Source organism: Ascidiimonas meishanensis, assembly GCF_037782385.1.
Taxonomy (GTDB): Bacteria; Bacteroidota; Bacteroidia; order Flavobacteriales; family Flavobacteriaceae; genus Ascidiimonas; species Ascidiimonas meishanensis.
Window position 1 is genome coordinate 141,052 of sequence record NZ_JBBEXD010000009.1, and the last position, 13,009, is coordinate 154,060.

Sequence of the window (13,009 nt, forward strand, 5' to 3'; positions counted from 1 at the left end):
TCTAACTTTATAGGAGTCTATAAATATTTAGGATTCATTTAAGAATTAAAACTATCTTACCGTTATCTTCTTGTTATTATTCTTTTTTAGAAGGCTTTGGCGCTGCAATATCACCTTTAGCCGATTCGTTTGTGCTTATATTTATATCTTCTGGTTTTGGTTCAGTAGGATTCTTAGTATTATTAGTGTTTACCGGAATTTCGGCGTCATTTTCTACGCGATTAGGTTTGTCAGGTTGATTAACAATATCATTAATATTAGAGTCTACAGGGTTTTTTTCAGAATTCTCAGTATTTGTAGTATCATCCGGTACTTCTGGATTATTTTGTTTAGGAACAACATCTGCTGGGGGAACTACCGGAGAATTAGGAGTATTACTTTTACTAGTATTGACATCTTTGCCTGCTTCTTTACTGAGTATATCTGGTACTAATCTTTCGCTGAAACCTCCAAGGATACCAGTAAGTAAACAAACCATATAATAGGTTTTTACATTAGTTTCATCAAGCAATTCCATACTGAAGATTTTTATTAAATCGGTTTTAAGAATCCAAAACAATACAACTCCAAAAACCATACCAATGGAAATTCTAATAAAGGCATTAAGAATAGTGCGTCTATCTGGTAGGTATGGATCTATTTTGAGTAATGATATCTTTTGGGTAACAGACATAAATGCTCCTACGGCACCCGCAGCAGCTATGTATGCAGATTGTACAAAAGCATCCGCGAAATGAGTGAAAAATAACCAATGTGCCATACTAGTTTCATAAAACCAAAGAAAAAGAGCCATAAAAAACACAAAAATGACCATTTTTAAGCATCTGTAAAGATATACGAAACGCGCCCTTGAAATTATTTGAGACTTAAAATCATTTTTAAGATCTTGGAACTGCTTAATAGCTGGTATTACAGGTGTGTCTACAATACTACTGCTTATTATATTTGCAATAATTGCATTATAGGGATTGAAATTTTGAATGCTGTTGGTAGCATTTTTTTCCTTTAGTCCAAACCATTTAAACTTTTCTTTTTCGTATTCAAAAAGTTGTTCTCCCAACCTTACTAATTGCGAAATAATATACCTGTGTGATACAATTCTATTATTGAACGAATTATTAGCAGCTGCCCAAAAATTTAGCTTATGATTTTCGTTATCATACAAACTGTAAATCATATTACCATTACTATCCGTAAGCTGGTCATGAATGCGTAAAATAGTATTTCCTTTAACGTCTTTTTCGTTAACTCTGTACGGTTTCATAATTCTTCTTTTTTGAGTACATTAATTTTAATATTAGTGTCAATGTGTTCTAATCTAGATTTTAAATTTTCAAGATAGCTACTTTGCTTTAAGAATTCTGGTCTGGCACAGCTTAAATCAATATTTATAGAGCCGTCAAATATTGATTTCATGTGAAATGAAACTTCTATGGGCGCAATAAAACTTCCGGTTTGTGCACCATCGCCTGAATTCATTGAAGTATCAATTGGATCATTTTTTGTTAAAAAACCTCCCGTTTGTGCCCCACCTTCTTCTGTAATAATAAATGACCCTGTTTGTGATGGAATTTTATCATCAGAATTTTGAACAGCTTCAGTTTGCTTGGTTTTTTTTTGTTGATCCCGCATTAGTTGCAATGCTTTAAGTAATTCTTGATCTTTAGGAGTCATTTTAATCTATTTTTTGATGTCTATATTTAAAAGGGTTTCGTATGAATTATAAAAACCGAAACAACCACCAATGGTTCTGTTAAAAGGATCAATAAAAAAGTATATGCTATAGAAATAGTACTCGCTTTTTTATAGGTGCTAACAAAAATTTGTTCTATCCTATTAATGCTTACTACATTTAAACTAAAATTCTGACTGTCAGGTTGGTTGACTTCTACTAAGTTAATACAATAATTCTTGATTAAAAAGAAATTTTCCCTAATGTAAATAGGAAAAAATCATTTATTATTAATCTTTGGTTTAAAATTAAACTATTAACATTCATTTTTAAATACCCATTGATGGGTAAAGTTGAGATCTGCATAAACAATATATAATCTATAATAGATTACAAGATATATGGAAACAATATTTATTTTACGAAAGATATATCTTATTTAAAATGGGTCTAAAACTTAAAATAATTGTAAAATTATTATCTTTATAAAATTAACTAAAAAAAGATAACATGAAGAAAAAGCAATTAAATTCGAAGCTAAAGCTTAACAAGCAGGTAATTTCTAAAATTTACGTAATTAAAGGAGGAGCGGCACCAGATAATGGGGGTTCAGATGCTATTGATATCCATACTGAAGCGCGTACTTGTAGAGAAGACCAACTTTCTCTTCCTCATTCACAATGTAATTGTTGGAAGTAATACTACTCATTTATATTTAGGAGAGGCTGTTTTTAAAGCCTCTTTTTTGATTTAAAGATGCTACTTTTCCTTTTAGATTGAAAACGTAATTTAAAGGTAAAACAACTAATTAGATACTTGATTTTTTTTTAAAATTTGAGGTTACCTTTTTTAAATGTAAATATAATTCTGCACCATTTTTAATTCCTCTTCCATAGCAATTGCATTTACATTGTTTTTGGTCAAGTAATAATGTAGTATATCTGAAAGTCTGGTAAGCATTTTTCTTTTAGGTTATCACAGGAATCGTTTTTTTTAAATATACCTTAAAAATGTTGTGATTATGATACTTAATGTAACCATGCAGAGCCATTCTATAGTAGCTTGAATAGGGATGATATCATCAATGTTTTGCTGCCAGTAGGCTAAAAAGTTAAAACCATATAAAGTGCCCCATGAAAGGAATTGAATAATGTAAAACCAAATATTCCTTTTAGATATCTTTAGTTGCATCCGGTTTTAATTGGAGTAATCAGTACGGTGATAATGATAAATTATTTTGATAATTCTTCCATAAAATTATATCAAGATTTAATTATTTGAAATCTAAATATGCCAAACGGTTGTTTGAAAGCTATAAGAGGTCATTTCTTATAAATTATATGGAGTTATCCGTGTACTTTAGTTTAGGCACTATAATATAACGTTTTATTATATCTAGAATGCGTAACTTTGAGATCACCTCTTTTTAATATTATAATTGCTATGCTGAACAAATTTATTATCATCTGTCTTTTATTAACAACTATAATAAATGCCCAAGAAGGGGAGATACAAATAATTGAAAATAAAACCGAAAGAAAAATTGCGTTTTATGCATTAAATGAGACAGATAAAGACTTTGATGTTTTAATTGAGGTCACAGGTTCTAATATTAAACAGAGCTTAGCAAAACCTAGAAAAATCAGAGTTCCAGCAACTTCTAAAGTATTATTAAAAAATATTTTCTTAATTCGCGGAAAAACACCAAACTACAATTATAAACTAATCGTAAGCGATAGTTTATCAAAACGTGCTCTTAAAAAGCCTTTTGAAAAGGTGGTAGTGATTCCTAAAAGAAAAATACCAAAGAAAAAAATCATTGTATATTTACCGGAAGCATGTGAGAGTTGCGAAAATATTATTAAGGGTCTTGAAGAAGACTTTTATGAGTACAAAACCTATAATCTTGAAAAAAACACCAACGTAGCAGCGCAATTAGCAAAGGCATTTCCTTCTTCTAAGACACCTATTAATCTTCGCAAAAATCCAATAATTAGTATTGGAGGTAAATTATACCCATGGATTAAGGAGTATTCCCAACTTTTAAAAGAAATTGACAGGGAGTAGCAATGAAGCTATAACATGATATGTAATTTGTTAAGCTCTCCGTTTTGGAGTACCTATTAGCATTATGGAAGTAGGCTATATTATTTTTACTCTTATAAATTATAAAACATAATTATAATCAAGAGATTTTTTTAAAAACGGATAGTTTAGAGCATAGGTCAAATCGGTTCAGATACTAAACTCAACTTCGTGAGATAATGTAGGTAGAAGTCTCCACTGGTTTGTCGCTTTTACAATAAGTCCTTCCAAAATTTTACCAACTACAATACAAAGTATCTGTGTTTGCATGTTTTTTGAGAGCTGATTCTGTGAAGAAGTAGCGCCTTGTTGGATAGCAGAATAAAGATTCACTTCAATTGTATCCTGCTTTTTTAAAAGAAGCATAGGTAATAAAACGGCTTTACTACTGGCCGTAATGGAAAGAAATCCTTGAGAATAAACTCTTTTAATACCAAACAGATTTCCTTCCATATTACTGTGTGTATCGTACACGAAATCTGCATAGGTAAAGAATAATCCATTGTTCCTGAGTACCTTTTTAATTGTTTTGATACCTGATAAATTGTTTTCTGCAAATAATGGTCTTAGTTTGGGGTATACGTCAAAATAAGGATCCATATTCTCTCCGTAAATAATAAAATCTTTGGCATTATCAAGTTTTGAAGAAAGTTTAGTAATCACGGTAACAGCATCAATTGTTGCTAAGGTCATAGGAGTAATAATAACTGCTGGTTTATTCTCAATAGCATCTAGATGATTCAATCCATTTACAACCATGGGAATTTCACTTTCTCCCTTCCCTGAAACACTTTTTGAAAGTGCTTCTCTATGTGCACACCATATTACGTGAGATACAAAACCAACAACAGAGCCATTGGGCCATATATTAGAAATAGCCGCTTCTAACAAATGTGCATCATTAAACCAATTTTTGGAAACGAGTTCTTTACTTAATTCGTAGATTTTCGCTTCATTAAGTGATTGTAGAAACCCCACTCCGTTTTTACTAGCTAATAACTGTTGGAGTGAATATTCAAGGCTTTTGTCAAAAAAATTAATCACAACTTTTTCTGTATTTAATTAACGCATCGCTTTGGGAAAGCGATAAAGAAATTCTATCAAAAATATGTAATGACATGAGGCATTCATCTTTAGATATTTTTTCAATACCTCCTGCTCTTGCCATACAAGTTCCTCCACAAACGGCTTGCCACAAACAGGATCCGCATTGCAAGGTTTCTACATCCCTTGAACGAATTAAATCTGCTTTAGGAGTACTATATGCCTGTTTAAGCCCACCTTTAGTTACATGACCTAAACTTGCCAGAGGACCGCAAGGATCAATGCAGTCACATGCCTCTACAGTACCATCAAAACTTACAGATAAAAGATCACGACCTGCACCGCATTTAGAACGCATACACATATTATATACAGGGCCATCCAGAAAGTTTCTAAGATACTTTAATATGGGTTCTATAGGAAAACTATCAAAAACTCCAGACAATACTTCATCAAATAGCGCATCCCAGGATTTTAACAAAAGATCAATGTCATAATCAAAAACGGTTTGATTTCGGCCTCTACCAATTGCTTGAAATAGTGTCCAATCCCAGCCCGAAAAGCCTAAACCCATGATGTAATGCGCAACTTCTGGTAAATTAGTATGATTTGCAGAGGTAATGGTGCTCATTGCATTGCAGCGGCTTATAAATGTAGGAAAGGCGTCAATTGCCTCCAGTAATACTGAGAGGGATCCTTTTCCATTATGTGTTATCCTGAATTTGTCATTAATATTGGGGGGCCCGTCTATGGAAACTCCCCATCGAATATCAAATTTTCTTGAGAAATCAATTTTTTCTTGATCAACACGGGTAAGATTGGTTTGCCCGATGAAATAAACTTGAACCCCTTTTGCTTGACCATATTGATGTCCTTTAATTACAAGTTCTTTTACCATCTCCCAGACTAGCATAGGTTCTCCACCATGTAAAATAAAGTTAATCTTTTTATCTGCCATATCAATAGCCTGATATATTGCAGAAAGTGTAATCTCTAACTGTTGATGGCGTGCTTTATCTTCTTTCTCAAAATCATAACAATAAGAACAACCTAGGTTACAGGCTTTGGTTAGTTTTAGAATAACCGTATTAAGCGTTTCATGCTGTAAAGGCATGGTTGAGCCTATACCCTGTTTTAAGAGTATATCCGATAATTGACGAGAACTGTCTTTTAGTCGTTGATTTGATAGTGTATCTGGATTCATTGACAATACTGGCAACAGGGCAGATACTCCTTTTGGGAGCATTACCCACTTGCCATTAATACGATCAATAATAAGCTCTTTAGAACCTCTTTCTAAATGGTGTATTCTATCTAAATCAATAACATGAGAATAAGCGTTATTTTTTAGATCTTGCATTGATTTTCTTTAAAGAGGATTCTTCAGTAACCTGTTTCACGTTAAAATTAGAATCAAAATGATCCTGATAAATACTTCTCTCAACTCTTGGATCAAATACTGCCAACTCGTCGATAACTGGATTGATGAAGTCATCAATTTGGTTTCTTTTATCGCAACATGCGCGAGTCCATTGTGCCCATGCTCCAAAATCTGCAACCTCTTGCAGACTTGATTCCAATTGTATAGAATTTACTTGAGAAACTCTAAGATCTTTGGGAAGTTTATCCAACATTTCTTCCGCCTGTTGAATGACCATTTTACTGATTTCTTTTTCACTCATTTTGCTGAGTGGAGTTTTCCCTGAATTGTTAAATTTCATTGTTCTTGACATAATACAATAAGATTTGATTAATACTCTTTTAAAACTCTCAATTCTTCATATGCAATTTTTAAAAGTGATAACAAATAGGGGGGAAGTAGTTTAGTACTACTAATTAGAAATTTTAATAAAGAGGGAAATTTTTAAGATTCCTAATTCCTAATAAATTTAGTGAATTTTTTTATGATTTCATAATTTTTTTCCTATAACATTATCAGAAATACAAGTAAATTAGAAATATTCAATTGTTTTTTAGTAATGTACAATTCATAGCAGATTAAATAATTCCAAGATATTACACTTAGATATATAATTCTTGAATAGCATAAACTTCTCTTAAATGCTTTTTTTAAAAAAGCACAAAATAGATTAAAGTATATATTCTTTTTGATTCTTCTGTTTTGAATAAAGGATAGCTGCATTTATTAATAAAAACTAATTAATATGTGAAATTTTACTGACTAAACTTTTCGTTTAAAATTATTTTAAATTCATAGGAATTTAATAATTGGGTAAAAATTTCATTATTTAATAATATTGTAACGGTATTTTTATCAATAAGACTGTTTTAATGATCAAAATTTGCCTAAAATCAATGTTGTGTAGTTCATTTTCTCAACCGTATCACTAGTCACTAAAAGACAAATTCACCAAAAGACCTCAACATTACCTATACATAATCAACTATAACGTTTTAGTGAAGCTGAATAATAGGCCATTGAGACCTTTATTAACAAGGGTTTTTATTAAAATGATAAAAAAACATATATATTTTTATTATGTATGTTTTTTGTAAAGGTGTTTAATGTGGATTTCATATCTTTTTAAGATAAGTTTAACTGTTCATAAACCAGAGGTTTTTTTAGATGCTTTTAAATTAATTTAATAGTTAGAATAAAATTGCTAAAACTATCAAATTTCAAAAACGCAAATCAAAGATAAAATGGTAATAGTAGGGAAAGGAAACGGGTTTAGAACACTTCATCATTAAGATCAATTTAAACTATACAATACTATGAAAAACAATTTGCTGAGGTTACTACTTTTTTTATTTGCAATAGGTGGGTATGCCCAAACCAATCAGGTTTCTGTTGTAAAGAATGAAGAAGGAATGAAATTGGTGGTTAATGGAGAAGACTTCATTATCAATGGTATGAATTGGGATTATGTTCCTATTGGTGCTAATTATTCTTATAATTTTTGGGCAAAATCTGATAATTTTATTAAAGCCGCATTAGATTCTGAAATGGGGCTCCTGAAAAATATGGGGGTAAATGTTATTCGAGTTTATACAGGTATCCAGCCAAAATGGGTGAAGTATATCTACGAAAATTATGGTATTTATACCATGCTTAATCACTCTTTTGGACGGTATGGGTTAACCCTCAATGGAACTTGGGTACCAAACACTGAGTATTCAGATCCAGATGCCAGAGAGTTTCTACTGAAAGAAGCTACGAATATGGTTAAGGAATTTAAAGATACACCTGGTCTACTTCTATTCATGTTGGGTAACGAAAATAACTATGGACTATCTTGGGGTGGTGCAGAAACAGAAGATATTCCCATTGAAACTGAGGGTACGGTGATAACAAGGGCCAGAGCAATGTATAAGTTAATGAATGAGGCGGTTCTGGAAATGAAAAAAATAGATACAAATCATCCGGTAGCTATATGTAATGGAGATATGTTATATGTAGAACTGGTAGCAGAGCATTGTAAAGACATTGATATCTATGCCACTAATATGTATAGGGGAGTTTCTTTTGGAGATGCTTTTGAAAGAGTTAAAAAAGAGCTTAATAAACCTATAATGTTTGCCGAGTTTGGTTCAGATGCATTTAATGCCCTTAATAATAAAGAGGATCAAAAAATGCAAGCATATTATATGGTGAATAACTGGAAAGAAATTTACGCAAATGCAGCTGGTTTAGGTAAGGCAGAAAATGCAATCGGAGGATTTACCTTTCAGTTTAGCGATGGTTGGTGGAAAAGAGGTCAAACTAAAGATTTAGATATTCATAATACAGAGGCGAGTTGGTTGAGTAAGGGATATGATTTAGATACTGAGAATGGTTCAAAGAACATGAATGAAGAATGGTTTGGTATTGCCGCTAAAGGAAAATCTAATGAGAGAGGATTATATGATTTATATCCACGTGCAGCATACTATGCTTTAAAAGAAGCGCATCAACTAAATCCTTATGCGGAAGGTGTTGATCAAGAATTTGTTCAAAACTATTTTAGTAACATTAATCTTATGGATGCGGTTTTAAGAGCTCGCGGAGATAAAGCAGCTTTAGGAGGTAGTGATTCAGAGAAGTTAAGTATTAGCAGATTATCAGCAAATTTTAGCACTTTTAGTACTGGAGGAAGTTTAATCACAACACCAGAAACTCCCGATCCAGAATCAAATTCTTTTCCAAATCAATTGGGATTTGATCATATGCAATCCTATTTCATAGGTTTAGAAGGAAAGCCTGCACCAAATATGCGAGCAAATGTGGAATTTAATGTAACAGGTAACGTAGCTCTCAACCCTATTGATGAAATTTTTTATGAAAATAGGGCCAGACCAATTACAGTAGATTCACCAGAGGGTGATGTAATATTAGCAGATAATAATAGAGTAGCTGTTTATCAAGCAGAATTTGAATGGAATGCTAAAGATTTTGATTTAAGAGGTTTTTACAGAACAGGCCATTACCACTGGGGATATGAAGGCGATTTTTTCGGATTGTATCCTGAAGCAAATTACGGTCCCAACCTAGATATTTATAATGGTGAGATTTTAGGAGCCGAAATTGATGGTAAAGGCGCATTAAAAGGTTTAAAGGCAGCTATTGGCCCTCAATTATGGTGGGGTGCAAATCCAACCATGCTTTTTAAATATAGCAGACAAATTGGAAAATTTGGCGTTACAGGTATTTATCACAGAGATTTTGAAACTGATATCATTTTTGATGAAAATGGAAGAAGGCAATTAGATCAAAACCAATTGAGGAGTGGTGTAATTCCACCTTGGCCAACAGAAAGAGCCACCCTTGCTATAGAAAGAGAATTTGGGAAATTTGGAATTACCGTAGGTGGTCTCTGGTCTGGAAGTCCTTTAAATGGGAGTACTTATCAAGACGTTCGCGGTACCTCAGGCAACTACATAGTTTATCAAGATAAAATCAAATCTAGTGATAATTGGGGTGGAAAGTTTAAGGTTACCTATGAAGGAGGTAAGTTTAATTGGTATGGTCAAACAGCTTACATGGGCTTAATAGCAAATGGAGGGGCAGATCTAACACGTACATTTACAGGTTGGCAATTGAAAGATACAGGGAGCGGTAATCAAGTAAATGTATTAACAGGATTTACCTATTCTACAGGAAATTTCCAAATCGCACCAAATTTCTTATGGCAAAAACCTTTGGTAGATGCCATTCCTAATGATGTCACTGGTCCAGGGCGTTTAAGAAATGTTATTGACGATCCTTTTGCGGTGCGTTGGAATCGGGAAACTACAGCAGGTGAAATATTATTAACGTATGATCCTACCCCTGGAACCTGGATGTATGAATGGGACAACGATAGATCTGAAGACGCTAAGTTTGCTATGAATTTAGGCTTCGTTTATCGTCACCTGCCAACAACCATGGATGCACATATTGGTTTTTTAGCTAATCGACAATTTTTTGCTTTTCCCAATTCAGCACCAGCCCAAGATTTATGGGAGATAAATTCTAGAATGGTTTCTAAAGTGAATCCAGATTTAGGACTTATAGGAAACTTTTACTATGGTAATGGTCAGGCAAATGGTGATTCAGATAGATTAGTTAAGCGTTTTGGAGGAAATATCAGAGCTATTTATAAAAAAATGAGATTGGAAACACATGTAAAAGTGAATGATTGGGGTCCTTTTGATTACCATCGTGATTTTAACTTAACCTTTCCATTACAGTTAATGTTAGATATTTCTACAAGTTTAGGAAAACCAGACTGGTTTATTTTACCTAGCACAAGAATTGGGATAAGAGGTACATGGAGATCTTTGAATGAGTTTTCACCACGATACTCACCAAATGCAGTTTCACCCAATACATTTCCACCAATTCCTCCAGTTAGTACTGTTGGTTTTGATAACGGCCAAGAATGGGAAATAAGAACTTATGTACAGATTAACATTGGAAAATAAATTATCATGAAAAACAAAAAATATATAACTTCAAAAATCACTCCCTTAGTAACTCTAGTATTTACTATGCTTTTAGTGAGTTGTGAAAGAGACCTTTCAGATGACGCCGTATTTGCTACCTTTCCTAACGATGGAGATGTTTTTATTGATTCCTTTTCTTCTGGTTTAAATTATTTTCCTTTTGTAGATGCAGGTGCAGATCCTACTGCTTTCACTGTTGTTACAGACGAGGTATTTTCAGGGAGTTCTGCGATGCGATTTGATGTTCCTTCATTTGGAAATGGTTTTGTAGGTGCTGCATTTAATACTACTGCTGCCAGAGATCTTACAGATTTTGATGCGCTTACATTTTATGCCAAAGCATCTCAGGCAGCAACAATTGATGCCATAGGTTTTGGAATTAATGCCGCTACAAATAATAAATATCAGGTAACACTAAACGGTCTAGACGTAAGTACCAATTGGAAAAAATACGTGATCCCCATACCAGATGCATCTAACTTAATTGATGAAACCGGATTGTTCTGGTTGGCTGAAGGAGCTTCTTTTGAAGGAGACGAGGGCGGATACATATTGTGGTTTGACGAAGTTAAGTTTGAAAAACTCGGTGCGGTTGCACAACCAAATCCAAAGATTTTTGATGGAGAAGATTTGGTACAACAAACCTTTACAAATTCAAGTATTCAGATAAATGGACTCTCCCAGACATTTAACTTGTCTACCGGAATTAATCAAACAGTTACGGCAGCTCCATCATATTTCAATTTTACTTCTACAGATATTGAAGTGGCTAGAGTAAGTGAATTAGGTGAGATTTCTGTGGTCGGTGAAGGAACTGCCGCAATAACAGCAATCTTAGGAGGTGTATTGGCAGAAGGTTCTATAGAAATAACAGCAACTGGCAGTCTGCCAACTGCTCCAATTCCAACGTTACCCCAAGCTAATGTAAAATCTATCTTTAGCAATACCTATGTAAATGATACGGAAAGCAACTTTACCCCTGGTTTTGGAGGATCAACAACGGAGACTACTGTTGCAGGACCAAGTGATAATTCAGTGCTCATATATTCCAATAATAATTTTACTGGAATTGTTTTTGAAAATACGGTGGATGCTTCGGGATTAACATTTATGCATGTTGATGTATATGTACAAGAAGCTGGAATAGAATTTGGATTGCAAATTAGAGACGTTGGTGCAAATCAAGAGATAGAGACAGATGTTAATAATGGATTTCCCATAGGTGATGACAAAGATTTTAGATTTGATGTAACAGGATTAACAGCTGGTGAATGGACTTCTTTTGAAATACCGCTTGGTGGAGATATTGCTTCTCAAAAAAATAATTTAGGAGCGCTAATTTTAACAGGTGGACCTAACTTTATATTAGACAACATATATTTCTATACTGAGTAAGGCAGTACTATGATTCATCTATAAATAATAAAATTATGATAAGAAAATATATAACAGTATCTACACTAAAAATTATTATTCTGCAAAGCGCACTTATTGCATGCTTCTATGCAATGAATAGCTGCTCTACAGATGAGACGCAAACCGTAGCTACCTTCAATAATTTAGTATTAGAAGATAATTTTGATACCGAAGGCGCGCCAGACTCGGAAATTTGGGGTTATGATATAGGAACAGGCGAAAACGGTTGGGGAAATAATGAATTGCAATATTATACAGATAGAACTGAAAATGTAACGGTAGAAAATGGGTACCTATTAATTACCGCCAGAGAAGAGTCTTTTAATGGTTCCCCTTATACATCGGCACGTTTACTTACCAAAGGCAAATTTGAGCAGCAATACGGCCGTTTTGAGGCACGTATGCGTTTACCCTATGGACAAGGTATGTGGCCTGCATTTTGGATGCTGGGTGATGACAATAATGGTACAGAAATATGGCCAAATATTGGTGAAATTGACATCATGGAATACCGCGGCCAAAATCCATCTCTCATTTTAGGGAGCGTACACGGTCCGGGATATTCTGCAGGCGAAGCTATTTCTAAAGGATATACGCTTCAAAATGACAGATTTGATACTGGATTTCATGTGTTTGGCATTGAATGGGGACCAAATTATATCAACTATTATGTTGACGATGTCCTCTACAACCAAATTACGCCAGAAGATGTTCCAGGCGAGTGGGTTTTTGACCGTCCATTTTATATTATTATAAATTTAGCGGTAGGAGGCAGCTTTGTAGGTAGTCCAAATGATGAAACTGAATTTCCACAAACAATGCTCGTAGATTATGTTCGAGTGTATCAACAATAAAAACAGGGATCAA

11 protein-coding genes are annotated in these 13,009 nt (G+C 33.5%); 5 read left to right on the top strand and 6 right to left on the bottom strand.

The genetic code is table 11. The annotated features are described in order from the left end of the window. Positions 1–76: 76 nt before the first annotated feature. Positions 77–1,264, bottom strand: a complete 1,188-nt coding sequence (locus WBG07_RS15260) for a hypothetical protein (RefSeq protein WP_340202410.1) — start codon at positions 1,262–1,264, stop codon at positions 77–79. Then, complete coding sequence (locus WBG07_RS15265) at positions 1,261–1,674, bottom strand: hypothetical protein (protein WP_340202411.1); 414 nt, start codon at positions 1,672–1,674, stop codon at positions 1,261–1,263. The genes WBG07_RS15260 and WBG07_RS15265 overlap by 4 nt, the downstream gene beginning before the upstream one ends. 508 nt (positions 1,675–2,182) lie before the next feature. Here WBG07_RS15265 and WBG07_RS15270 point away from each other — a divergent pair. Then, positions 2,183–2,371 (top strand): hypothetical protein, encoded by a 189-nt coding sequence (locus WBG07_RS15270; RefSeq protein WP_340202412.1) that lies wholly within the window; start codon positions 2,183–2,185, stop codon positions 2,369–2,371. 150 nt (positions 2,372–2,521) lie between these two features. On the opposite strand, the gene WBG07_RS15275 is transcribed toward WBG07_RS15270, so the two are convergent. Then, a complete protein-coding gene (locus WBG07_RS15275) occupies positions 2,522–2,632 on the bottom strand; it encodes a histidine kinase (RefSeq protein ID WP_340202413.1) in 111 nt (36 codons plus the stop codon). 483 nt (positions 2,633–3,115) lie between these two features. On the opposite strand from WBG07_RS15275, the gene WBG07_RS15280 reads away from it, so the two are divergent. Continuing rightward, positions 3,116–3,739, top strand: coding sequence for a hypothetical protein (locus WBG07_RS15280; RefSeq protein WP_340202415.1), 624 nt, complete (start codon positions 3,116–3,118; stop codon positions 3,737–3,739). A 168-nt stretch (positions 3,740–3,907) separates the two neighbouring features. On the opposite strand, the gene WBG07_RS15285 is transcribed toward WBG07_RS15280, so the two are convergent. The 3 genes from WBG07_RS15285 to WBG07_RS15295 are packed head-to-tail and all read right to left on the bottom strand — an operon-like array spanning position 3,908 to position 6,534. Continuing rightward, complete coding sequence (locus WBG07_RS15285) at positions 3,908–4,801, bottom strand: hypothetical protein (RefSeq protein ID WP_340202417.1); 894 nt, start codon at positions 4,799–4,801, stop codon at positions 3,908–3,910. Continuing rightward, complete coding sequence (locus tag WBG07_RS15290) at positions 4,794–6,161, bottom strand: radical SAM/SPASM domain-containing protein (protein ID WP_340202419.1); 1,368 nt, start codon at positions 6,159–6,161, stop codon at positions 4,794–4,796. Before WBG07_RS15290 ends, WBG07_RS15285 begins: the two co-directional genes overlap by 8 nt. After that, positions 6,142–6,534 carry a hypothetical protein gene (locus WBG07_RS15295; RefSeq protein WP_340202421.1) on the bottom strand — a complete coding sequence of 131 codons (393 nt, stop codon included), beginning with the start codon at positions 6,532–6,534 and terminating at the stop codon, positions 6,142–6,144. The genes WBG07_RS15290 and WBG07_RS15295 overlap by 20 nt, the downstream gene beginning before the upstream one ends. A 1,003-nt stretch (positions 6,535–7,537) precedes the next feature. Here WBG07_RS15295 and WBG07_RS15300 point away from each other — a divergent pair. From WBG07_RS15300 to WBG07_RS15310, 3 genes are read left to right on the top strand one after another with little or no spacing between them, the layout of a single operon-like run. After that, a complete protein-coding gene (locus WBG07_RS15300) occupies positions 7,538–10,705 on the top strand; it encodes a glycoside hydrolase family 2 TIM barrel-domain containing protein (RefSeq protein WP_340202423.1) in 3,168 nt (1,055 codons plus the stop codon). 6 nt (positions 10,706–10,711) lie between these two features. Then, a complete protein-coding gene (locus tag WBG07_RS15305; protein ID WP_340202425.1) occupies positions 10,712–12,121 on the top strand; it encodes a CIA30 family protein in 1,410 nt (469 codons plus the stop codon). A 35-nt stretch (positions 12,122–12,156) separates the two neighbouring features. Continuing rightward, on the top strand, positions 12,157–12,996 hold the full coding sequence (locus WBG07_RS15310; protein WP_413788828.1) for a glycoside hydrolase family 16 protein: 840 nt from the start codon (positions 12,157–12,159) through the stop codon (positions 12,994–12,996). Positions 12,997–13,009 lie beyond the last annotated feature (13 nt).

Bases quoted from the DNA above. Each gene is read 5' to 3' on its own strand.
- WBG07_RS15280 (WP_340202415.1), top strand. From the start codon at position 3,116: ATGCTGAACAAATTTATTATCATCTGTCTTTTATTAACAACTATAATA.
- WBG07_RS15310 (WP_413788828.1), top strand. From the start codon at position 12,157: ATGATAAGAAAATATATAACAGTATCTACACTAAAAATTATTATTCTG.
- WBG07_RS15265 (WP_340202411.1), bottom strand. From the start codon at position 1,674: ATGACTCCTAAAGATCAAGAATTACTTAAAGCATTGCAACTAATGCGG.
- WBG07_RS15275 (WP_340202413.1), bottom strand. From the start codon at position 2,632: ATGCTTACCAGACTTTCAGATATACTACATTATTACTTGACCAAAAAC.
- WBG07_RS15305 (WP_340202425.1), top strand. From the start codon at position 10,712: ATGAAAAACAAAAAATATATAACTTCAAAAATCACTCCCTTAGTAACT.
- WBG07_RS15290 (WP_340202419.1), bottom strand. From the start codon at position 6,161: ATGCAAGATCTAAAAAATAACGCTTATTCTCATGTTATTGATTTAGAT.
- WBG07_RS15260 (WP_340202410.1), bottom strand. From the start codon at position 1,264: ATGAAACCGTACAGAGTTAACGAAAAAGACGTTAAAGGAAATACTATT.
- WBG07_RS15270 (WP_340202412.1), top strand. From the start codon at position 2,183: ATGAAGAAAAAGCAATTAAATTCGAAGCTAAAGCTTAACAAGCAGGTA.
- WBG07_RS15295 (WP_340202421.1), bottom strand. From the start codon at position 6,534: ATGTCAAGAACAATGAAATTTAACAATTCAGGGAAAACTCCACTCAGC.
- WBG07_RS15300 (WP_340202423.1), top strand. From the start codon at position 7,538: ATGAAAAACAATTTGCTGAGGTTACTACTTTTTTTATTTGCAATAGGT.